Genomic DNA, 21,727 nt, shown 5'->3' with positions numbered 1-21,727 from the left:
AAGATACTTTATTATTTCCTGCCGGTGGCCTCCATGCTCTTGCCGGCAGCCTGCACCACGGAGGAGGACTTTGGCGGCGGTACCGTTCCGCCCGGCGACGGATTCACCATCGAGGCCGTCTGCCAGAACATGCTGCCGCAGCAAGTCGTCACCCGCTCGGCCATCGCCAAGGACGACAAGGAGAAGCGCATCAACCAGCTCTACCTGTTCTTCTTCGACGAAAACGGCGACTATCTGGAATCGAGCAACACGAAAGTATTCTCGCCGTATATGGCTCCGTCGGCGAATACGACCAATGTCAGCATTCCTACGGACGTGTTTAAAGATCCGGCACTCGCAAAAAAAACTACCATCTACGCTTTGGCCAACGTGACTCCGGAGGTGGTAACTGATGCCAACGGCGACGGTTATCCCGATAATTTCCCCCAATATAGCAAAGACGGGAAAAAGCCCAAGGAGCTGCTCGAAGCGTTCGTGTACGATCCTGCCAATTATACTCCTAACACCCGCGATGACATCACGACCCTGCCCAGCACGGGAATGCCGATGGCGGGCAAGAGCGCGACCGTGAACCTCACCGAGAAGGGAAGCCTCACGATGCAGCTCAAGGCACTGATGGCCCGCATCGACATCAACATCAGTATCGATTCCGACCACTCGGACGAGAGCGGACAACTGCCCCGCCTTTCCATTGCGGAATGGGGCGTGTACAACATGCCTACCGCCGTACCCCTGACCGAGCCTGCCGATGGCCAGACCAGCCTGACTACCGATGAGCCATACCGCAATGTAGAAAACATACAGAGCGATGCCGTCGTTTACAACCACGGCGGGGCCGCCTCCCTGACCTTCTACATGTTCGAGAACATGATTGAACCGGACGAAGATCCGGAAAACTATCAGTATCCGGCTGGAGTAGAGGACGATGTTGACAAGCAGCGGTGGAAGCCGAGACTTGTAGGCGAAAACAGTAAGGCTACCTATTTCAAGATGAGAGCCTACTACACTACCTATAACGGCGACCCCTCCCTGCCCGCAAATCAGGATAACACCACCATCGAGGCCGAATATACCTTCTATCTCGGAGGCAACCCGGTGAATGACTTCAAGGTGATACGCAACAGGCACTACGCCAACAACATCGTCATCAGCGGACTGACCCATGTGGGCAACAACCCGGACCACATCACCTTCGATGCCCGCGTCAACATCACCGAGCAGAACAACCCGTTCTACCTGTCCATGCTGCGCGAGCGTGACCACGACGCCCACTTCTGTATCACACCTTTGGACGTGTACCTCTTCGAGGAAGATGAGAATCCAAAGATGAAAGTCAGCATAGCCGACCCGGAAAGTCACACTTGGATACGCATGGAACGTGTGCCAGCCGAAAATATGGAGAATGGAACACTCTCTGCCGACATGAGTACAGATACCCATTTGGCGACCGGACAGAAATGGACTGCGGGAAACGGCAAACGCAAATACTTCACCACGGACTTGGTGACCAACACCCTTGCCCAAAACACCGAATACACCATCAGCAGGAGCCGTGACCGCATCTATTTCTACTTGGACGAAAACCTAAGCACGAAAGACCGCACCGCCACCGTCAACATCTCGTACACCGACAACAACACGCAGACGCCACGTACCCGTACCATTGAAATCGTACAGCACGGTCTGTTGCCGGTACAGTGGTATTATGAAGGCAGACTTCAAGGCACTATCTACGTGGAAGCCTATGAGGAATATATATCCCATTACGACCCCCTGAACGAGTTTGAAGGGGATTATATCTATGACGGTTTGGAATGGGGTTGTAATGGTGAATACATCGGAGGTCCGCTAAATAACGAATGGACGGAAGGAAACAAACATGGGGCGGCAGCTACCCGGCGCATTATTACCCAAGCTGGACAATCAGAAATGAACCTGAACGAAAAACCCCGCTCAGCGGCGGAATATTGCTATAACAAGAACAAGCGCAATGCCAATGGAGCCGTACAGGGCATGAGCAATTCTTCCGGTTGGTTCCTGCCCGGTATCTCCCAACTGGAAAGTATTCTTACCTCTTATTACAATACATACACGGAGTTCCAGAACAATTTCTACTGGTCATCGGCGGCAGCAAAAGATAGAACAGGAATATGGCCTGCGTATATCTATCCAGAGAGCACCAGCTATGCCCGTGCCACCAAGGCCCTGCCAGACGGTGGTTATGCAGAAAGTGATTGGGACGATATATACACGAATGATAACGGCACTACCGGTAAAGCACCCCGCATCAATAGACCTCTCCGCATCCGTGCAGCCTACGTACCGCCCAGTGGCGTAACTATCCAGTGACAACCGCCAAACTTTAATTCCGTGTCTTACTCACTGCCCGTCTGTAGGAAACCCCTCTACAGGCGGGCAGTGCTGTTTTTATTCTCCCGGTATGTCTTTGGCCTGTACAACCGACATGCACACGCACGTTTTATACGTCGGTCGGGATAGAAAAAGGTGTGACAATATCAAAAGAACCTATTCAACAAAAAGAGGTTTGTAGCCTCCCCAAAAGCCCCTCAAACCTATGGCAAAGGCATCAAGGGGCTTTTCTTCTATCAGCGAAACAGTAATAGACATTTGGGTTCGCGTTATCTGATTGTGTCGTCCGCAAAACACCTTCGGCGTCGGAACTTTATCTGTCATCCGACAGAAATACGATAATAAATATAGGATTTCTTTACCGCTTTTTATTTCTTCTTCAAGAAACGTTCCGTGAGCCATTTGCGCACCGGGAGATCATAGCACTTCAGGCAGGCATAGGCAAGCGCGAACGCCCCGACGAACGTGAGCAGCATGTAAGGAAGGCCTTCGGCAAGTGTCGCCTGACGGTTGAACGCCCATGCCGTATAAATATAGACCAGCGGATAGTGGGTGATATAGACGGGATAGGATATGTCGCCCAGAAACTTGCATACGGCAGCGGAGCGTTTGCCCGTTATCCTGCCTCCCGCTCCCATCGAGACGATAACCGGGAAAATGCAGATGATGCAGAAAGCCTCGTAAAGCCCGTTCATCCAATACCCGTCCTCCCCACCGATACGGGGCGCGGAAAGCACGGCGATTATCATCAGGCTGCACCACCCAAAAGCATTCTTGCGGGTGCGTATCAGCCAGCCAAGCCGGGACAGGAGCAGTCCGCCAAAGAAGGGGTACATCAGCCGGACCAGTCCCACGTACTGCTGTTCCCAGTTCAAAGCCCATCCGCCCACGATGTCGCCGGCAGGTGCGGTAAGGCAGCGGTGTACCGTGAAGCACGCCGCTATCGCCACGAGGACAGTCAATGCCGTCTTGCTGAACTTGCGGATGAACAAGGCGTACAATATGTTGCCGATGTATTCGTAGTAAAGCGACCATGCCGGCCCGTTCAGCGGGTGCATTTCCATCCATCCCCGGACGTCCCACTTCAGCGGCAGAGGCAGTAACGTACAACCCAGCAGCATGACCAGCAGCACCGCACCGGCGGACACGCCCTCCATTGCCGGATAACAGGGGGCATCCTGAAACCAAAAGAGCGCGGCTCCCACGATACTCCCCATGATCACCATAGGCTGTAGCCGGATAAGACGACGCTTGAAGAAGGTTCCCGTGCTCATCCGGTTCCAACGGTCATCGTATGCGTAGCCGATGACGAAACCCGAAAGCATGAAGAAGAAATCGACTGCCAGATAGCCATGATTGATAATCTGGTTCAGATGGTTGCCGCCGGAATGCGCTTCCAGCAGATGAAAGGCCACTACCATAGCAGCCGCCACACCGCGCAGTCCGTCCAGAATCTCGTAGTGCGGCTTCGAGGTCAGATAAGAGTTTTGCATGTTCATGAATTATACCGGTAAAAGACTGAATGCAAAGATAGTATATAATAAATAATTACGATGTTCGTTACCGATTAGAAAATATCAAACAGTCAGATTTCCGTTTAAAAAGAGAGCCGATCTTCACAGACAGGCTCTCCATAAACGAAAAAAAATGTTTTTATATCGTATGAACAAAAAGTATTATTTGAGATGCAGCATAACCTTTGTATGGCGGTTGGCCTCATTGGGCGCATAATCGGAAATGCCGCCTTGGTGAGTTTTGGTTATCTTGTCGCCCGACACCCCACGTTTGATTAATTCTTCAGCGATATAATCGGCTCTTGATGCACTCAAGACATTGTTTACGGATGCTGTTCCGGTCATACTGTCAGCTGCACCAATGACGCTTACCGATAACCCGTACTTCTTCGCTACTCTTGCCAACTCGTCGAGATTAAGCGTCTGGGAGGTATCCGTGAGACGCGCCGTATTGAGTTGGAAGAAGAAATACACGGGTGAGCCGATACACTCTTTTCCGTTCTGCATACGAGCCAAATATTGCATACAGAGTGTGTCTTGACCCGCACAAAGGGGAATTGTGTCGGCAGATTGTGTACCCTTCCCATCCAAGGGAGATTTCCCGTCCCACTTCCGGTTCTTAAGTCTCGCTTGAAGCGAGTTCAGACCGCTGTAATTGTTTTTGGGATAACGGTTGCCGTCGAATGCATCGTCGTCATCAAAAAGATGGCTGTACTTGTCGAGCAATCCTTCGATTTCCAGAATCTTTTTCAGCTCAGCGAGTGTCCGTCGGTCTCTGTCATGCTGCCCTGCATAAAGACGGTTCTCTTCCGACAAAGCATTTACGCGCTCGACAAGCCACTGATCGCGGCGGATATAAGGACTTGGGTCTATGGCGCGTTTCCAACCGACCCTGCCGATATGAAAAGAAAATCCGGCGGTAAGCGATAACATGTGGTCACCAAAACGGTTCTCCTTACCATACCCGTCGAAATCTTGGAAAGTGGTTGCGCCGGAGAGTTCCACGAGGGCGCTTACCCTTTTGGAAATCCGGTACTGCCCCTGTATACCATAAGAGACTGCAAACGGGTTATGCCCGTTGGTCGCATGATGCAGCAGCCCGATACCGGCAAAGGGAGCCAGATGCCAGCGTACCTGTTCCTGACGGGAATAACTGCCGCCGAGCACATTCCATAGCAGATCCGCATGGAGGTGGTGGTATTCCTGCACGGCCAGCGTACCGTCCTTGAACTGCAAGCCGCTATAATTTATGCGTGCGCCTACCCACGGGGTGAACCACTTGCCAATGGCAAGGCTATACGAGGGTTTCAACCTCCCGAACAGGTCTTCGCAGCCAAGCGGGGTGCCGAGAAAGGCCGTCGTGCCTCCGGCGATACTGACGAACCAGTTGCCGTTTCCCCGTGCCGGGACGACCACTCCGTCAAGATATGAGGGCTGTAACGGCTGCAGCAGTTCAGTGTCATCGTAACGGAACATGCAGCGTACAGTATCCTTCTCCGTGGGTTGTACATCCGCACGGGCTTGCAGCGTACAGAACGCCGCAAAGATAAAGATGATATTCTTTGTCATAATTCCAATTTTTTAATTGTAATCTATTCAGTTTTCAGGCAATCTTTGCCATTTATCGTTTGGGCTTTTTGCCGATGGCCGGACGCATCATGCGGCTCGCCATTCTCATGCAGCGGAGCGCCCATGCCCGGTTGTCCTCGTCGTCATCGCGTCCCCATTTGAGGTCACTGCCGCCACCACCTCCGCCACGTGTTTCGGCAAATGTAGTGGCATCATCGACCATGCCGAGGAACAACAGTGTGGCGCAGTGCATGACTTCCGTGCCTTGTTCTGCCACGGAGCGCACGAGGGTGCCATCGAACAGTTGCCGTTCGGAGGGCTTCATACGTGCCGACAGTTCCCGCCACTCATCGACCATGTTTTCCAGCATGGCATCCTTGAGCAGGCTGTCCACTTTGGAATGTACATCACGGGTGTATTCGTAGGCTTCTTCCTTAAGCTGTTCCGTGCGTTCCTGAATGGCATCCATATTCTCTTTGAGGTCGGAAAGCTGTCGGTCGGCAGTCTGTAACTTCTCCTGTTTGTCTGCCAGTTTCCCTTGGATAGCGACCAGTTCTTTTTCGAGTTTCTCTTTCTCGGCGGATATGGCCAAGGCATCGTCTTTTCGGGAGTTCATGTCATTTTCGAGTGCTGCCAGTTGGGCCTCCTTTTCGGATTTCTCTCGTCGCAGGTTTTCCACCATTGAAGTGAGACCCTTTACCCTGCGCTCTGCCAGCCGTATATCCGAATGAAGATCGGAAAGCACTTTTTGGTGGCGGTCAATATTCTCCTCGATAGTTGTACACTCTTCCGAGAGCATACGGCGGTATTCTTCCGTCGTCCTGTGCCGTGCGCCGGTCTCGGCGACGCTCCGGCCTCTCGCCATTCCCCATTTCGTGTTGACCTCGGCGAAAAAGTCCGTATGGAGCTGTTTCATTCTCGCACTATATTCGAACTTGTCCTTTCCGGCGAATATCTCCTTGTACGCAAACTTCCCGTCTTTGATTGGCAGAAGCGTGCAATGCACGTGCGGATTCAACTCGTCGAGGTGTACAATGAAGGCGGCAACATTCTGCTCTCCGTATCTGCCACAAACGAATGAATAGACATCCTTTGCCCAACGTTCGATGTCGCTCTTCCTTTTGATGCTGGTATTGTCCGCACCTTTTTCAAAATCCACCTTCTGCGTACCGAATGCGAGTTCGTGCATCCGCTCCCGCGAACCTCCAAAGATGATGTTTACCACCGTGCGGTATTTCGGTTCGATCAGTCCCTCGTTGGGGTCCTTTATTCCGCGACGGCCCAATATGTCCGCCATCCGTTCCGGGATATTACGGCTCGTGTCAATAGGGCGTATCTTGCCTCCGGACGCAATCTCGAAGTTCAGATGTTTGCGAGTGGGATCGTAGTTGCCCTTACTCATGGCGTACTTCTCTGCCTCTTTGCTGCGATTGCGCAGATGTTCGTTGCCTTGGGCGGCGGTGATTCCTTTCGACACTTGAACGTCAAGAACCTGTTTTGCATTTGCCATACTGCTTCCGTGTTATTTCGGACAATCCCCCGTGTCCCCAGCTTGCTGCTTGTACGGACACCCTTCCCACCGACGAATGTCGGTCGGGGTATTAGGCTCCCCCTTCCCTTTGTTCAGTGGCAGACGGGCAAGCCCGGATGCCTGCTATAACTGGAAGGATATTTGAACCTGAACCGGGGAGAATTGCCCGTGGTTATACAATCTTTGTCTGCGAATCCCTGTTCAACTTTCTTCCTGCGCCTTCGCTAAAAGCGATAGAAAGGGTTTACGAAGCGATTCGAGGCGTTCCGTCTCTTCGTCCATACCGAAATCCGTTCCATCCGGCTTTCCGTCGATAACAAGCTCTGCAAGCTCTTTCGAGGCTTCGATGAACGCCGCCCATTCCCCACCGAGATCGGACCGGAAGAACTGCACGAGCGGTGAGCCGTCGTCGAATCTCGACTTGCGCAGAACCCGCCATAGGGCGGCATGGGCGATACACTCCAAAACGGTCTCACGCAATTGTTCTTCTGATCGGAGGGTATGCACGGATGTCGTGCCGGAATGGTTGTCCGGATAGGCCCGGCTGTCCTGTCCGGTTATCTCCGCCAAGGTCTGACGCATGATTTGTCCGCATGATTTGCCGACATCGAAAGAAGTTGCTTTGCCAATCACCCAATCGTACAATATTCCTTGTATTCTTGTGGCAAAGTCCGTTTCTTTCTGCCCACTGTCCGGCATGTCAGGCGTGCCGATTCGCAGGTGCATGGTAATGATGACGCTTTTCGCCAGCCGGATACGTTCCAACTGCCCGAATGCTTCGAGCGTGTCCAGAAACGAGCGGACGGTGGCGCGGTGCCAATGCCACTCGGATGCAAGGTCGGAAACGGTCACATGGCACTGGCAGGGACCGAGGTCGTAGTCTTGTTTCCTTAAAAACGGGGAGACGAAACCTGCCAGCGATTTATCCAACAGGTCGCAGTAGGCTTCTGTTCTTGTTTTCCGCTCGCCGACTTTTTCTTTCAGATAGTCGAACACTTCCGTGTTGGCCAGTATGGTGGCGGGTGCTTCATTTCTATTTCTCATTTTCGTTCTGTTTTTGATGATTCATATCGTGCGGATTGTATGGACTGCCATTATCCGCATTATCATGGCAGTCTTGCGTGATGATACTATGATAACTGTCGGCTAATGCTCCGGGATATTCCAGCCATTCGAGGAATTTGCGCATGTCTGTCCTTTCGGACATGACCCTTGCCGACGGGTAGAACAGGGCAGCCAAAAGAATAAAGGCGATGGTTACGGACATCGTGTACAGATGCGGCACGAAGCCGATGACCAATGCCAAGAGCGCAAACCAGACGAAACGTTTCGGCCGGTCGAGCAAACAGCGCATCCATCGGTCCGCCCGCCGGAAAGAGGCCCATGCGGCACACACAATGGTGGATGGCACAACACCGAACTCGCCGGGGTGTCCGCTCGTATAGACATAATGGAAGAGGAGCAATACGATAAGCAGCACATGGGTGTACAACCTGCGGGCCTTTTCGCTCCATATCATTTTATCGTAGAATTTTGCCATGAAGTAACGTCTGCTCCTGTACAACAGTGCCGGAAGGACGACAGGCATTGCAAGAAACACAAACTGTAATATAATCCAAGTCATAACAGGTAATAGGGTTTTGAAGGTATGTGAACGGGCCGTACCACGAGTTCCAAGCGGACAATCCCGTGGGTGGCCAAGCGGATAATGTTCTCGGTGTCTTCAGCTGTCAGGGACGATGCGCCTTTCTTCATCCGGGACTTGAATATGCCGTTCTGCTTGCGGTATGTAGCCAGTGCCGCGTCCAGATCATGCTCCGGAATCGTCCACGTCATGCCCCGGTCGTATGTGCCATGCGGTTTGCAAGCACGCAGTACCAGCGTGCGGGAAACCAGGAAATCGGTCCGGTTGTTCCTCGGAATGACGTGCTCCTTGTAGAGGTTGTCATCGGCCACCTCTATCCATGTGCGGTATGTGTCGATGCAGAAAATCATCTGGCGATATATCGTGTTTCGCATAGGAACTGTTTTACATGAAATCCAACAGCACGTCTTCCAGCTCCTTCTTGTACTTGAAGCTGCCGTTTCCGGTGTGGAGTTTCAAGTCGAGAGACAGGTCGCCGTACATCAGTTCCAACGAATCGTAAACGGTCGCGATGACGCGGTTTACCTTACCGTCCGCGTCTGTCCGGGCGTTCATCTTGAACATTTGTCCGAAAGCGGGATTGGAGTAGGCACAGGTGCTATGACCGGATTTTTCCAATCCGACCGGCACATGGTGGTAGAGCGTGATCAGCTCCATGTCGTCCTCGAATATGTCCATGACCTCCTCCAAATCATAGGGGTCCCGCAACGGGAACGTGAGCAGAACGTAGTCGCCGTAAAACTGCGGCTCCTCCATTGTCGCCACATTGAGAAGCTGCGGCATTTGCAGGGGTACGAACGACATGAAGTCATCCAGAAAGTGTCGTAACATAATCATATATCGTTTATTTTATGAATAGGCTTTTACAAAGAGGCGATGAATATCTCCATGAGCATACCGGGCAGCTCGTCCAACCGGTTGTTCTCTGACGACAGGATTTTACGCAGTGTCTCGAAAGCGCCGGGTGTTTCGGTCGCAATCCGGTCGAGGGCTTTCTTATCCTCTGGGGAAAGAAGCGTCATACAGAGGCCGTCCAAGGAAGCGTAGGGCTGGAGTATCATCCAGATGTAGGCGTGCGCCTGTTCGGGTGTCGCGATTTCGCCCCGATGTATGTCGTCGAGACAGGTACGCACGTTCTGTATCAGTCGGCGGTCGGCACGCAGGGCCATGTATATCAGGGCCTCCTTGTAGGTAATCTCTTTGCGTCCGGCAGCGAGAAACACCTCGGAACAGCACTTCTCCGTGTCGCGGGTAATGTCGGCCATGTTTGCACTGCCGGAATCGTGCAGACCGGACAGAAAAGCGCGAAAAACGGCGTCTTCTTTCTCGATGAATCTCTTGAGGTCACGACTGTCGTGTATGCCGTTGTTCAGGGTTCCGGCAAGCAACTTACGATATGCCGACAGCGTTTGCTCCTTGTTGCCACGGTAGGCAGGCCGTTTATCCAGCGCTGCGAAAAACGGGCGGATCTCCTCGGCGGAACGGTGTAGTTCCACGTCTCCGGCATAGGGAGAGAACCGCTCTTTTAAGCTCAACACTTCCTTGTAGGTGCGCGGTTTCGACAGGGCCAACCGGGAAAGTTCCGAGCAAATGGAGTCGTGTAACAGACGACATTCTTCCCGTGTGCCGGAATGGGCCTGACGGGCCGTGTCCTGCCGAATGGCTGCAGCCACGGAATCTTTCAAGGTTTGCCATTCCCCGATACATACAGTCAGCTCTTCAAAGGAAAGTTCTTGGGACTTGCGTATCTCGGAGAGGTACTCTCTGTACAGACCGGCAGGCGTGTCTTGGGGTTCCGCCAGTGATTTGCCGTTCGGACTGTCGCATGACGGGAATGTGAAAACGGCAATCGAAGCGGCAGAAAGTCCAGCAATGGGAAGTATGATTTTTAAGTATGATTTTCTACTATTCATTGTTCAATTTTGAATTTTACAGCGCAAATCTAAGTATTATTTTCAAGATGGCAAGTGTTGAAATTTGTTTTATAAGCTATTTTTAACATTACACTTAATAGTTTGATTTTCAATGAAAACAAGTGAAAAAAACGGGAGATTTAAGTGCTTTATTCGATTTTCCGTTCAAAGTATGGTTTAGTTTAAAATAAAACTGTTATATTTGTACTTGTTATCATAGAAGTGTACAATGAGATGGCAAAAGTAGGTTACATATTTAAGGCGGATCGTTACGACGGGTTCGAGGCTGACAAAGAATGGATGCAGAAGTACGGCTGTGTACAAGTGATAGAGGAACCGGTCGAAAGCGAGGCGCTACGGCCTAAATGGAAACAGCTTGTGGCGAGCCTCGAAAGGGGTGACGAGGTAGTGGTGGCCAAATTCAGCAATGCCCTCCGAGGGTCGCGCGAACTGTCGGCTTTCATTGAGTTGTGCCGTATCAAGGTGGTACGCATCATATCCATCCATGACCGGATCGACTCACGGGGTAAACTGTTTCCCGAAACGACGGTTGCCGATGTGCTGGAGATGTTCGGGGCGCTTCCCGAAGAGGTGGCGATACTGCGATATTCGTCCGCACGTGTCTTGAACCTGCAACAGAACGCGAAGATTCCGAAGAAAACGATGAAGGCTATGGATAAGGCCGACAAGGAAAATACTATTGTTGACATGTATGTCAACGGCCATTCATTCGAGGACATCATGGCGGTAAGCGGGTACAGCAGTCGGAGTTCGGTATTCAGCGTGCTCCACAGGCATGGGGTAAAACTCAACAGGGGGAAATTCAGCGGCCCCTTGGGAACCCGGAAAAAGAAAAAGGACGACAGTCCGGCGGAAGAATAACCCGTAAAACGAAAAGGGCGGCGGCAACTACCGCTTATAAACGGTTTAACTGTCGGAAAACAAAATTGAAAGGGATTCGCACTCTTGGTAACAAACAGCAGATGTTTAATTTATTAATACAGGTTAAATAAAAACGTAGTATGGAAGTAATATTGATAATCGTTGTGTTCTGGGTAGTGGGTAAACTTCTGAAAGCGGTGTTCGGCGGTTTTAGCAAGAGCGACTACCGGCGTGACCAGTAACACGTATGAGGCAACGGCGGCATTGTCTTGCCGGTTCTTTCGTGTCAGGAGTCGGAATATGATTCGTATAAATCAAAAGATGAATGTAGATAAATGAAAACTTACCTTATCTTGTTTTTGGCTATCGTTTTTGAAACTGTAGCCACTTCTTTCTTGAAACAGAGCGAACAGTTTACCAAACTCGTTCCGTCCGTATTGACCGTTCTGGGGTACGCGGCGGCTTTCTATTGCTTGAGTGTCGTACTGAAGAGCATTCCGGTAGGCATAGCTTACGCCATTTGGTCGGGAGTGGGTATCATTCTTATCGCGCTTATCGGCTTTTTCGTTTTCAAACAGCACCTCGACCTGGCTGCCATCATCGGGCTGGTCCTGATTATTGCCGGAGTGGTCGTCATCAATGTCTTCTCCAACTCGGTCTCTCATTGATGGAAGTGTCCCGTCATTGTGTTCTATACCAAACGAAAAGAAAGAAATCATGTTTTTCATCAGCATGGTTTCTTTCTTTTTTCAGCATTATAGGAAGGAGTCAAATATATACATTCAACATAAGATACAAGTATGCCTTTTCGTCCTTACTGTTATGATGTTCAAGTTCGAATTGTACCTTATCTTCACGGGCCAACCAGCCAATAGCACTACCCAACTCGGCATCATCCATCCCTGTAATTTTCTTTATCTCTGAAAATTCCCATTTACGGAGATGGTCACTATTCAATAAACGCCAAACTTTACCAGCGTTCTCGCCAATGATGTATTTATCCATAAATTATAATATATTTATTGTTATATGTATATAATATGCTATGCAAATGTACAGTTTTGATAACGAATTATTGCTTACGACCCATTAATGTTTATTAATACATCATGCATTTGGCGGAATTTTTATTCCGGATAACTGCTCAGAATGCCGCTACCAATCTTTAAACTTTTTTGATAGCGGCATTTTACATGGAACCTAAATCCGAAAAAATTACCTGCAAATTATGGCACGTTGCCGGGAATATATCCAAAATGTAACGACAATCACTAAAGTCGTCAGAATTTCAGACAACGGTAAGGCGAGCCAAATTCCTTTTACTCCCATTATGGCAGGTAATGCCATGAAGCACGGAACCAGAAAAACAAGTCCGCGCAAGACAGCAAATGTGATGGCCGGCTTTACTTGTTCCATGCTCTGATAATATCCGATAATGGAGAGGTTCAAAATAAAGAAGATGAACCCCGTGCCATAATAAGGGAATCCTTCTATCGCTATGCGTGCGGCAGTATTGTCAATGCGCAAGAATAGTCCGACAAGCAATTCAGGAAACAGGATAAAGGCGGCAGTAGAAATGACTCCGCAAACTAATGCCGCAAACACGGAAACGCGTAAGGCGGAACGAACTCTTTCCGTGCTTCCTGTGCCGAAATTGTAACTGATAATAGGCTGGGCAGATTGGGCAATGGCGTTACCTATCATGAAGACGAACGGGAGATAATAACAGCTTACTCCGAAAGCACCTACTCCGTCATCTCCCAAATGGCGCATGAATACCTGGTTGCCGATGAACAGCAATATCGCCATTGTCAATTCGCCTAACAAGGCGGATGATCCTATCTTACACTGCATTCCTATATCATGGAAGAAGAATAAAATCTTTTTTCTACCCGGACGAAGAGAATGCAAACGAGTGTCACGGGCATAGAACAACAAGTAACCCATCGCCACCGCTGCCCCGGCCAAACAACTCAGGGAGGTAGCAAATGCCGCCCCCATCACTCCCCAGCCCAGCGGGAAGATGAACAGCCAGTCGAGAACGACATTCACCGCTGCGGCTATGATGCTGCACCACATGGCGAGTTTCGGAGCGCCGTCCAGGCGCATGGCAAACAAGGCGACGGCAATCCACAACTCGAACAGCAGAGACGGGGAAAACCAGACCAGATAATCGACAACCAGCGGCAGCAAATGCTCCGACGAGCCAAGCATACGGGCGGTTTCTTCGGGAAACGCCAGAATGAATCCTCCGACGGTTACGGATATGAGCGTCACGAAAAGCATGGCTTGGGTGATGGTCGCACGTGCCAAAACGGTTTTTCCTTTCGACAAGTAAATGGAAGCGATTACGGAACAACCTGCCCCCATCATCAGTCCAACACCCATGAGTGACATCAGTAGAGGGACGCAGATATTTACAGCTGCAATCCCGTCGCTGCCCACGCCGTGTCCCACGAAAATCCCGTCGATAGTCGTTACCGCCGACATACTCAACATTCCCAACAGAGTGGGGAAAAACAGTTTCTTAAACAGAACGGAAACTCTCTCATTCCCAAAATCAATCACTTTTTCTTTCATACGTCTTTGTATTTTATATTATATGGTTTACTTCCGGCAGAAAACGACGGAAGCCGGATAAGACGATGGTTTTACCCAGTCATCTTATCCGGCTTCCATAGCCCTCCGATGAGGATTATAAAATGTCCTTTGCGTTATTTCGCCGCAAAGGTGGGCCAAAGATTTGACTTATCCAAAAAAAGTTGCATTTTTGTACATTGCTATTTAATTCTTATATATGACAAAAGCAGAAATTGTTAGCCGGATTGCACAGCAGACCGGAATAGAGAAAGAGGTCGTAATGACCGTGGTCGAGGCATTCATGGAGAATGTAAAAGATGCGATGATTGCCGGGAACGAAGTGTTCCTGCGGGGTTTCGGTAGCTTCATTATCAAGCAAAGGGCAGAGAAGGTGGCCCGTAACATATCAAAGAACACAACTATTGTGATTCCGGCTCATTCCATCCCCGCCTTCAAACCGGCAAAAGTATTCCTGAATGCCGTAAAAGAGGGAAAATAAAGGACGTGTAAAAGTTTCATTTTATTTTGTAGATTTGTATCTATTAGCGATTTAAGAGGGATTAAGTTTTTAGTCTAAAAGATAATACAGAATTGTTATGATTAAAGAATTGAGAGTTGGCAATTACGTTGCTTATAAAGGTAAACCATCTTTGGTTTGTGCATTGGATTATGATCCTAAGTTGAGAAAAGAGAATATATCCGTTGTTTATAAATGGGGAGAACCTCCGTATAAAACAAATGGAGACATTCAGCCAATATTACTTACTGAAAAATTGGTTTTGCAATGCGGTTTTAATCAGCTTGACGATTATACATTTGACAATGATGAAATGGAGATTACACAAGACTGGGATGATCAAACTGTATATTACATTACCACTCATGCTAATGAATATACGGTAAGCGGACACCGCATAGAATACTTACACCAGCTCCAGAATGCGTATTTTTGTTTATCTGGTGGAAAAGAATTAGAAGTTAACCTATAAAGAAAAGAGGCTTTTAGAACTGCCTCTTTTTCTTTATATCATGCGAGGGTATTATATATTTAATCCGTCACCTCCCAGTAATAGCTTAACTCGTTCCCTTTCAGATTCTCTTTGGCGTATTGGTCGGCTTGTTCCCAAAGAGTATTGTAAAGTACCGCCATATCCGGTCTGTTTTCATAGTATTGCCATATCTTATGGTTAAGTACCAATGTCAGTTCCGTCAAGAACTTATAGTCCCCTTTCCACTCCCTGAAAGCCCGGTTGAAAGTGTCCAAAACAGCCGCCAACCCAAATCTGTCCGCTATTGAGAAGTCTTCCCAAAAGGTTGTTTGTAACTCATAACCGTTCTCTTGCATAAATTCTTTAAATGTCATACGCTCTAAATTTTAAGTTTGAACTATTTTTTGTTTTTCCCTTTGGTACAATCCTGTACCGAAAGGTTGATTATTTTTCTGCCTATAGGATTGACGGTCGGTCCAGGCAAGAAGGCTGCGAAAAATACACTCTCCAACAAAGTCGGGGAGGAAGATTTTTCGACAGCAAGCGTAAGCGGTTCTTGACAGGACAGACAAGCGGCAATCGAACTTTGCAGAAAAAATAAGCGGGCTTTCGGCATGGAGTGTTGGGAAACGGCTGTAAGGAGGATAAAACGGGGGAAGCTAAAATGTTATAAAAGGATTACTTTCCGGCTGGATAGTCACGGTACAAAGGGGAACGGACCGCGTTTCGATAAAAGGGAAAGAGCCATGAAGATATAAAGGGGGAATTCCGGCAAAAGGATTCAGGACACATCCATTGTCAATGTATCCCGAACCTGCACCGGTCATTATCTGTACCGAATGTTTAGGAAACCCATTTGTAACCTTCGTCCGTCAGTTCAAAATATTCGTCCATTCCCGGTTTCACAAAAAACATGATTTCAAAGGCTTCGTTGCTTCTACCTTCGGGTATCGTCATGTTGATTTCTCCATTGCGGGCTGTTCCTCTTCCCGTATTGAAACCTAAGTCTTCGTCCGCATAGGCGTAATGGAATTCCACATCCGGAAATATCTCGGAAAGTTTTTGGATAAGCAGTGGCACTCCATTCCATGCCGTATCGAACCAAAGTATGTTCGGCTCTTCAAAGTCTTGGTGATAGGCATTCCATTTTGTACCCCATGTGGCGGTAGACCACTCGTACCAAGTGGGATAACCGTACTTTTTCCGATTTTCCAAATACGATGCTCCAAGTTGCAGCGCTTCTTTTCTGTCCTTTTCCGCCAATCCTTCTATCCATTGAATGGTTCTCAAAGCATCATCGTCCAATAAAAAATAGAATGGCTTCAACTGCATTGCTTCAAGGTATTTCATACCCAAATCTCCACTGCTGCTTTTTTCTATCAACAGTTCTTCAGGCATAGGAATGATGTTGTTGAAGTCGATGTAACAAGGCGTATTGTCATCATCGGTTTTACCTTTTAAGAAATTCATTACTTTTTGTACTGTTTCCCGGTCTGCGTTTATTTCTAAACGGTTTGTCACATGATTAGGCATAATCTTAGTTTTTTGAAATTGTTAATACTTATTTTCCCTTTTGTCGGTTCTTTCTTCCTGAACCGCTTTGGGGTTTTACGGATGCGGTACACGGCTGTCGGGAAAACTTCATACGGTGGCTTTCCTTGGAAAATTACTCTTACCCCGGTAAGGAAGAATTTTGCAAGAAATGCACTTCAAGCCACCGGATCAAGTGCGACGGCCTACCTTTGCATCTGGTAAAACCAAACCGGTGATGGAAAGAAGAAAAGACGGGAGATATACGAAAGACCGGGGTCGGTATAAAAGGCGGATATTGCTCCGTGAGTAGTGATAAAAAGGAATGGAGCTGATTATAAAAGGAGACGGTTCTGTGTTTCGCCCATTCGATAAAGGATACCGCAACCATCTCTGGCGGATGCGTTGCGGTATTTTGTGGACAGCATTTTATGCGGCCTTGTCCGGCTTGCGCTGCCTTGTTTTCCAGCCGTACACGGCGGCTACATACGGATAGAGGGAACGTGTTCTCCGGCGGAAACCTTCTTCGTCGATTTCACGGTTGTAAATCTTATCGGCGATACGCTCCGCTTCATCACGGTCTTTGGCGATACGATACAAGGTGTAGTTCGTACCGTCATGATGGCCCATCCGTCCGCGAATGTTATAGCCGTCGCCGTACCATTCTGCATCGTCGCACTGGGATTTCAAAATATCGGCAATGGTGCTGCCCAATATTTGATAGCCTTGTCTCCGGCCGTTCCATAATCCCAAGTTGCCGAACACGACAATAATGCCGTCCACTTCTTTATTCAGGTTGCTCCGTTCGTCGTCCAGCCAGCGATATACTTCTTCTGCCCATTCTTCATCGCTGACCTCGTAACAGTCATCGTCCAATATTTCCCGTTGTGAATTTTGATAGTATTCTTTTGCCGTTTCGTCCAACAGGTCATAGCTTGACCAAATCATCTGTTTCATACGTCTTGAATTTTAAGTTTGACTTTTGTTTTTTTATCCCTGCCTTCGGAGGGTTTCCCTCGTCCGGCGGGATTTGATTTTACGTGCGGACCACAAGGCGGACAGAAGGGAAACAAGGCAAGGAGGAAGCGGATAGTCCTATGGACGATTTCATTTGTGTTGAACAAGTATTGACGAGCTTGCGAGTTGATGGTTGTTAACCTCAAATGAAGCCGCGCCTTGCCGGTTCCCGACCGCCTTAACTTTGCACGGGAAAATCAATGGACGACGGCGGACTCTTCGTGTGGAGTATGAAGGAGTATAAAAGTATAGACGTTCCGGAACGGTAACGAGCAAAACAAAAGCGGCCTTCGGGCCGCTTTGTCTCAAAAAGGCAGGAATTACTTCTTGCCCTTCTTCGGTTTCTTTGCCGGTTCCGCAGGAACTTCCTCCTCTTTATCGACAGCCGGATAAAATTTGACTGCAACCGTCACGATGCGGTTGTGCAGCACGCCGTCTTTGTCGGTCCATTCTTCGGGTTTAAAATAGCCCTCCACGGTAAGCAGCGTGCCCTTGGTGAGCTGGTCGAACGACCCGGTATTCTCGTTCTTGCGCCACGCTTCAATGTTCATGAAAGCGGATATACGCTTGGTATCTTCGCCGTTCTTCTCCTGACGGGCCACTGCCAGCGGGAAACGTGCGACACTTGTGGTGGTGAACTGACGGACTTCGGCATCTTTTGCCACGAATCCGGTTACTGCGAAATTGTTCTCGATCTTTTTCATTGCGATTGCTTTTTGAAGTTAATAAATCAGTTTTACGGTGCATAAAAGTAGGTGCAGTAAAGGGCTGCACCAAGGATAGCGCATAAATACTCTTTATTTTGGAGGCGAAGCCCCAAACCGCAAGCCCGATAAAGGAAGATTTGTGCGATACGCCATTGGTCAAGACCATCGGGTCGCGCCCGTCTGCATACTAACTTTGCAACGAAAAACGATATGGCGACTTCAAATAGAAAGCGGTCGCGAAAAAGTCGAGGCGAAACAATCCGCAGCGGACTCGGAAACATGAAAGACCTGTCCGTCCACCGACACAAGACCGCTCCCGTTCCGGCAGGTGGGCGGGAAGAACATCAGGCGAGAAAGTGTATCGGCTGTTTGGGGTTGAAGCGGCAAGAACGATATACCGTTTAACAACCATATACGCTGCATCGTGGAAAATACTATCGGACGAAGATCCGGCAAAAGGCGTGTGCGACGTATCGATATCGCTGTCTCTATCCGGCAAGAGAAATGAGGGAAAGAAGAGGTAAAGGAAAAATGGCCGAAGTCTGCCTTGAAACAAAGCGGAGAAGCCGCCTTTGCATGAGTGGCCGTTCGATATAAAAGGATATGGCGCAGCCGAAATGTATAAAGGGGTATTTCCGAAGGAAACGGTATGAGTGTCTGTTCGGAAATAAAAGAGGGTATCGCACCCGCGTATCTGTTTTAGATTTTAGCCGGTGTAACCGGGCTGAAACTGGTACTCCAGCCCGTACTACATTTACCTTTTTTCTGTTTTGGTCTGTAATTCTACCGGCTCGTCATCCCATGTCAGTTCTTTGCCGAGAAGTTTGTAAACAGTCCCTTTGGGGAGTTCTATCTCGATTGGTACATTGTACACTTCTTCCAAATACTCCCAATGCCCACACCGGCCCCGAACGGGCTTTTCGGGCATAATCCATTCTGTTCCGTCTTTATTTACTGCCAACCATGCCATAATATCACATTTTTAGTCTGTTCCTTAGTAGTAATTTTATTCTTCTTGAGCTATCATTCTCTTACTGTATTCCAAAATTTTATCCATCGTAAGCCACTCCGGTTTTTCTCCCTCCTTGAAGCTATCATGCAGTTTTATCATAAACTCAATTTGCAATTTTTCGTCGCCAGCCCATAAGGTTTTGGGGTGTCTGTTACCGTAATTGAGGTAATACTCGCAGTCTGACCGTAAGCGGTCTAACAGTTGGTATCTGAAAACCGAATCCCTGTGTATTACTTCGTCTACCGTTACTCTTCCATTTGAATTTGTTACATCGTTTGTCATAACCTATAAAATTTTGAGTTTTCTTTTTCCCTCTTGTAGCACCTGCTACTTTCGGGCCTGATTTAATTATGTCGCCTCGAAAGGTGTCATAGCTCTTTATGCAAGGTTTCACGATTAAATACTACCCGTGCGAAGCGGAGGGTGGAGATTTTGTCGTGAACCGTCAGGCTTTGACCTTGCATACAAGAACGGCATGACAAGTACCTTTGCGACACAATTTATATCAGGCAGCCCGAAAGCGATGTGCGAACACAGGGAAGAGAAGGTCTCGTGTAAAAGGTTGATGGGCGATAAAAAGGGTTTGCAGCGAAAAGAGAAATATAAACGGGTATTCCGGGGCAGTATAAAAATTGATCGTGAGGATAAAAGGGGGATTGTGCCAGCATGTCTATTGCGAGAAAGAGGAACGGGCTGAAGCTGGTAGTTCCGGTTCAGCCCGCAAAGCGCATTGGAGGTCTTTTGCCTGTTCCTGTCAGAAATGGGCTACCATAATCCGATGTTTGAAAATCCTGTTTTTATCGCTCGGTCGCCGTTGCTTTATCCAGATATGGTGTGCTCCGTATCCGAATATGAAATAGTCGTCGAGCGTGGTTTCGTTCTTCAAGCGTTCCATACTTGCCCGAAGTTCGGTTTCGTCAGTTGCAAAAAGAATCGTGTTCATGATTCGGAAATAGATTTCTTCCGCTTCATCGCTATAGCGGCAAAAGACGTGTTCGATTGTTACGTTCATGGTTCTATTGGTTTGATTGAGGTGTTTCGGGTACATTAGTCATTATTGATTCTCCGTCTTGATTGAAAATTTCTATTGTCGGGTTGCCGTCGTTTTCTTCGGGGAGCATAGATTCCGATGTATCGGTCAATGCTTGCCACTCTTCATAGCAAAGACGGTTGTCAATGATGTTCGACACGTCCTCACAGTTCCATGAGCGGACGATTGCCTCGGCTTCTTCATAACTGTCCGCTTTCACACTGAAATAATCCCGTTCCCAACTTGTAACCTTACGGTCTTGATAAAATTTGTATTCTCCCATATCCTTGTTGTTTTAACCGCTTACTTCTACAATATCCTCTATTCTGCCGTACAGTATCGAGCGTAACGCTGTTTTGTCAATCGCATAATACTCGTGAATACTTCCGTGCTGTTTGACGAAATACCGTTTGAGGATGTCGGAAAAGTCAAAGTGATAACCGCTCAAGGCAATTCCACGTTTGAAATAGATACTTTCCCATACGTTACGGGTAATCCAGTTCTTTTCTTCCCGGTTTAACTTGCCTCCGTTGTTCAGGTGTACCCGCAATTTGTAAACCTTGCTGTCCTGCAATGTCGCCAGTTCGGGAATGTCCCATTTGACGAATTTTGTTGCTATCTGTGTCATACGTTTGCTATCGTTTAATCATGGATAATCACTTCATCACGGTATTCTGAAATTTCCTTGCCGCTTTCAAGGCGGACAACTATGGTATTGCCATAGTCGCCCACGATTGTGCCTTCCATGTAACCTTTATATGGATTGAGCAACGTGCAGGACAAACCGATAATATCGCTATCTTCTTCGTATTCGTACATAGTGAATTGTGTTTAGGTTTAGGATAACTTAATGTTCCATTTACCTTGCGAGAATATCCGAAAGCTCACGTATTCGTCCTCTAACTCGTATGTCAGTATGCGGATATAGATTTTGTCTTTGGCTGCCAATAAGGCTATTAATTCGTTGATTGCTTTTTCCGGGTATTCCCAGCGGGAATCAAATTCGGCATCTACCGTGTCGCCATACCGGTTGACAAAGCCGTTGAAATTATCGTCCAGAAATGCCTCTATCTTATTGAGGTCTTGTTTGTTTTCCGTACTTGCGTGGAAAATGTTTGTTGCGTAGTTTGCCATAACTTTGAATTTTAAGTTTTCTTTTTTCCCTCTTGTAGCATCCAGCTACTTTCGGGCTTGATTTAATTATGTCGCTTCAAAAGGTGTCATGGCTCTTTATGCAAGGTTTCACGATTAAATACTACCCGTGCGGAACGGAGGGTGGAGATTTTGTCGTGAACCGTTAGGCTTTGACCTTGCATACAAGAAAGACATGACAAGTACCTTTGCGACACAATTCATATCAGGCAGCCCGAAAGCGGATGTGCGAACACAGGGAAGAGAAGATCTCGTGTAAAAGGTTGATGGTTTATAAAAAGGGGGT

The 21,727-nt window shown here is 48.3% G+C and carries 27 protein-coding genes; 6 read left to right on the top strand and 21 right to left on the bottom strand.

Features of this window, described 5'->3' with window-relative positions; translation table 11 throughout:
* Nucleotides 1-129: 129 nt before the first annotated feature.
* Complete coding sequence (locus AB5062_RS06630; RefSeq protein ID WP_229108645.1) at nucleotides 130-2,349, top strand: DUF4906 domain-containing protein; 2,220 nt, start codon at nucleotides 130-132, stop codon at nucleotides 2,347-2,349.
* 389 nt (nucleotides 2,350-2,738) lie between these two features.
* Here AB5062_RS06630 and AB5062_RS06625 read toward each other — a convergent pair whose 3' ends face one another.
* The 8 genes from AB5062_RS06625 to AB5062_RS06590 form a co-directional block, all read right to left on the bottom strand.
* On the bottom strand, nucleotides 2,739-3,869 hold the full coding sequence (locus AB5062_RS06625; RefSeq protein WP_007571958.1) for an acyltransferase: 1,131 nt from the start codon (nucleotides 3,867-3,869) through the stop codon (nucleotides 2,739-2,741).
* 177 nt (nucleotides 3,870-4,046) lie between these two features.
* A complete protein-coding gene (locus AB5062_RS06620) occupies nucleotides 4,047-5,453 on the bottom strand; it encodes an OmpA family protein (protein WP_007571956.1) in 1,407 nt (468 codons plus the stop codon).
* A gap of 52 nt (nucleotides 5,454-5,505) precedes the next feature.
* On the bottom strand, nucleotides 5,506-6,963 hold the full coding sequence (mobV, locus tag AB5062_RS06615; protein WP_007571955.1) for a MobV family relaxase: 1,458 nt from the start codon (nucleotides 6,961-6,963) through the stop codon (nucleotides 5,506-5,508).
* Nucleotides 6,964-7,185: 222 nt separating this feature from the next.
* Nucleotides 7,186-8,028 carry a hypothetical protein gene (locus AB5062_RS06610; protein WP_008654966.1) on the bottom strand — a complete coding sequence of 281 codons (843 nt, stop codon included), beginning with the start codon at nucleotides 8,026-8,028 and terminating at the stop codon, nucleotides 7,186-7,188.
* A complete protein-coding gene (locus tag AB5062_RS06605) occupies nucleotides 8,018-8,608 on the bottom strand; it encodes a hypothetical protein (protein ID WP_007571950.1) in 591 nt (196 codons plus the stop codon). Before AB5062_RS06605 ends, AB5062_RS06610 begins: the two co-directional genes overlap by 11 nt.
* The gene (locus AB5062_RS06600; RefSeq protein WP_171059043.1) at nucleotides 8,605-9,003 is read right to left on the bottom strand and encodes a hypothetical protein; all 399 of its coding nucleotides are present in this window, start codon (nucleotides 9,001-9,003) and stop codon (nucleotides 8,605-8,607) included. The genes AB5062_RS06605 and AB5062_RS06600 overlap by 4 nt, the downstream gene beginning before the upstream one ends.
* A 10-nt stretch (nucleotides 9,004-9,013) precedes the next feature.
* On the bottom strand, nucleotides 9,014-9,466 hold the full coding sequence (locus tag AB5062_RS06595) for a hypothetical protein (RefSeq protein ID WP_007571948.1): 453 nt from the start codon (nucleotides 9,464-9,466) through the stop codon (nucleotides 9,014-9,016).
* A gap of 26 nt (nucleotides 9,467-9,492) precedes the next feature.
* Nucleotides 9,493-10,542 (bottom strand): hypothetical protein, encoded by a 1,050-nt coding sequence (locus AB5062_RS06590; RefSeq protein ID WP_007571947.1) that lies wholly within the window; start codon nucleotides 10,540-10,542, stop codon nucleotides 9,493-9,495.
* Nucleotides 10,543-10,776: 234 nt separating this feature from the next.
* Between AB5062_RS06590 and AB5062_RS06585 the strand changes: the two genes are divergently transcribed.
* Complete coding sequence (locus AB5062_RS06585) at nucleotides 10,777-11,424, top strand: recombinase family protein (RefSeq protein ID WP_007571946.1); 648 nt, start codon at nucleotides 10,777-10,779, stop codon at nucleotides 11,422-11,424.
* A 335-nt stretch (nucleotides 11,425-11,759) separates the two neighbouring features.
* A complete protein-coding gene (locus AB5062_RS06580; protein ID WP_008654963.1) occupies nucleotides 11,760-12,092 on the top strand; it encodes a multidrug efflux SMR transporter in 333 nt (110 codons plus the stop codon).
* A 100-nt stretch (nucleotides 12,093-12,192) separates the two neighbouring features.
* On the opposite strand, the gene AB5062_RS06575 is transcribed toward AB5062_RS06580, so the two are convergent.
* Nucleotides 12,193-12,429 (bottom strand): winged helix-turn-helix domain-containing protein, encoded by a 237-nt coding sequence (locus AB5062_RS06575; RefSeq protein ID WP_007571944.1) that lies wholly within the window; start codon nucleotides 12,427-12,429, stop codon nucleotides 12,193-12,195.
* 210 nt (nucleotides 12,430-12,639) lie between these two features.
* Nucleotides 12,640-14,004, bottom strand: coding sequence for an MATE family efflux transporter (locus tag AB5062_RS06570; protein WP_007571943.1), 1,365 nt, complete (start codon nucleotides 14,002-14,004; stop codon nucleotides 12,640-12,642).
* A gap of 217 nt (nucleotides 14,005-14,221) precedes the next feature.
* Between AB5062_RS06570 and AB5062_RS06565 the strand changes: the two genes are divergently transcribed.
* The gene (locus tag AB5062_RS06565) at nucleotides 14,222-14,503 is read left to right on the top strand and encodes an HU family DNA-binding protein (protein ID WP_007571941.1); all 282 of its coding nucleotides are present in this window, start codon (nucleotides 14,222-14,224) and stop codon (nucleotides 14,501-14,503) included.
* A gap of 97 nt (nucleotides 14,504-14,600) precedes the next feature.
* Nucleotides 14,601-14,993: a hypothetical protein gene (locus tag AB5062_RS06560; protein WP_007571940.1), complete on the top strand. Its 393-nt coding sequence runs from the start codon at nucleotides 14,601-14,603 to the stop codon at nucleotides 14,991-14,993.
* 59 nt (nucleotides 14,994-15,052) lie between these two features.
* Here AB5062_RS06560 and AB5062_RS06555 read toward each other — a convergent pair whose 3' ends face one another.
* From AB5062_RS06555 to AB5062_RS06540, 4 genes are all read right to left on the bottom strand, one after another.
* Nucleotides 15,053-15,367 carry a hypothetical protein gene (locus AB5062_RS06555; protein ID WP_007571936.1) on the bottom strand — a complete coding sequence of 105 codons (315 nt, stop codon included), beginning with the start codon at nucleotides 15,365-15,367 and terminating at the stop codon, nucleotides 15,053-15,055.
* Between the two features lie 469 nt (nucleotides 15,368-15,836).
* A complete protein-coding gene (locus AB5062_RS06550; RefSeq protein ID WP_007571930.1) occupies nucleotides 15,837-16,526 on the bottom strand; it encodes a hypothetical protein in 690 nt (229 codons plus the stop codon).
* A gap of 426 nt (nucleotides 16,527-16,952) precedes the next feature.
* Nucleotides 16,953-17,480: a hypothetical protein gene (locus tag AB5062_RS06545; protein ID WP_007571928.1), complete on the bottom strand. Its 528-nt coding sequence runs from the start codon at nucleotides 17,478-17,480 to the stop codon at nucleotides 16,953-16,955.
* A 380-nt stretch (nucleotides 17,481-17,860) separates the two neighbouring features.
* Nucleotides 17,861-18,244 carry a single-stranded DNA-binding protein gene (locus AB5062_RS06540; RefSeq protein ID WP_007571923.1) on the bottom strand — a complete coding sequence of 128 codons (384 nt, stop codon included), beginning with the start codon at nucleotides 18,242-18,244 and terminating at the stop codon, nucleotides 17,861-17,863.
* 213 nt (nucleotides 18,245-18,457) lie between these two features.
* Here AB5062_RS06540 and AB5062_RS06535 point away from each other — a divergent pair, with 213 nt between their 5' ends.
* Nucleotides 18,458-18,652: a hypothetical protein gene (locus AB5062_RS06535; RefSeq protein ID WP_080715528.1), complete on the top strand. Its 195-nt coding sequence runs from the start codon at nucleotides 18,458-18,460 to the stop codon at nucleotides 18,650-18,652.
* A gap of 349 nt (nucleotides 18,653-19,001) precedes the next feature.
* Here AB5062_RS06535 and AB5062_RS06530 read toward each other — a convergent pair whose 3' ends face one another.
* The 7 genes from AB5062_RS06530 to AB5062_RS06500 all read right to left on the bottom strand — a co-directional run bounded on the left by AB5062_RS06530 (nucleotide 19,002) and on the right by AB5062_RS06500 (nucleotide 21,423).
* The gene (locus AB5062_RS06530; protein ID WP_007571920.1) at nucleotides 19,002-19,217 is read right to left on the bottom strand and encodes a hypothetical protein; all 216 of its coding nucleotides are present in this window, start codon (nucleotides 19,215-19,217) and stop codon (nucleotides 19,002-19,004) included.
* Between the two features lie 36 nt (nucleotides 19,218-19,253).
* Nucleotides 19,254-19,541, bottom strand: coding sequence for an LPD11 domain-containing protein (locus AB5062_RS06525; RefSeq protein ID WP_007571918.1), 288 nt, complete (start codon nucleotides 19,539-19,541; stop codon nucleotides 19,254-19,256).
* A 472-nt stretch (nucleotides 19,542-20,013) separates the two neighbouring features.
* Nucleotides 20,014-20,271: a hypothetical protein gene (locus AB5062_RS06520; RefSeq protein WP_007571911.1), complete on the bottom strand. Its 258-nt coding sequence runs from the start codon at nucleotides 20,269-20,271 to the stop codon at nucleotides 20,014-20,016.
* Nucleotides 20,272-20,275: 4 nt separating this feature from the next.
* The gene (locus AB5062_RS06515; RefSeq protein WP_007571910.1) at nucleotides 20,276-20,572 is read right to left on the bottom strand and encodes a hypothetical protein; all 297 of its coding nucleotides are present in this window, start codon (nucleotides 20,570-20,572) and stop codon (nucleotides 20,276-20,278) included.
* Nucleotides 20,573-20,584: 12 nt separating this feature from the next.
* Nucleotides 20,585-20,917 carry a hypothetical protein gene (locus AB5062_RS06510; protein WP_007571909.1) on the bottom strand — a complete coding sequence of 111 codons (333 nt, stop codon included), beginning with the start codon at nucleotides 20,915-20,917 and terminating at the stop codon, nucleotides 20,585-20,587.
* 14 nt (nucleotides 20,918-20,931) lie between these two features.
* Nucleotides 20,932-21,108 carry a hypothetical protein gene (locus AB5062_RS06505; protein ID WP_007571908.1) on the bottom strand — a complete coding sequence of 59 codons (177 nt, stop codon included), beginning with the start codon at nucleotides 21,106-21,108 and terminating at the stop codon, nucleotides 20,932-20,934.
* Nucleotides 21,109-21,126: 18 nt separating this feature from the next.
* Nucleotides 21,127-21,423, bottom strand: a complete 297-nt coding sequence (locus AB5062_RS06500; RefSeq protein WP_007571905.1) for a hypothetical protein — start codon at nucleotides 21,421-21,423, stop codon at nucleotides 21,127-21,129.
* Nucleotides 21,424-21,727 lie beyond the last annotated feature (304 nt).

Source organism: Phocaeicola sp. RTP21359st1_B8_RTP21360_211022, from assembly GCF_040911965.1.
In the GTDB taxonomy this organism is placed as follows: Bacteria; Bacteroidota; Bacteroidia; order Bacteroidales; family Bacteroidaceae; genus Phocaeicola; species Phocaeicola vulgatus.
This window is presented reverse-complemented; position numbering and strand designations above follow the sequence as displayed.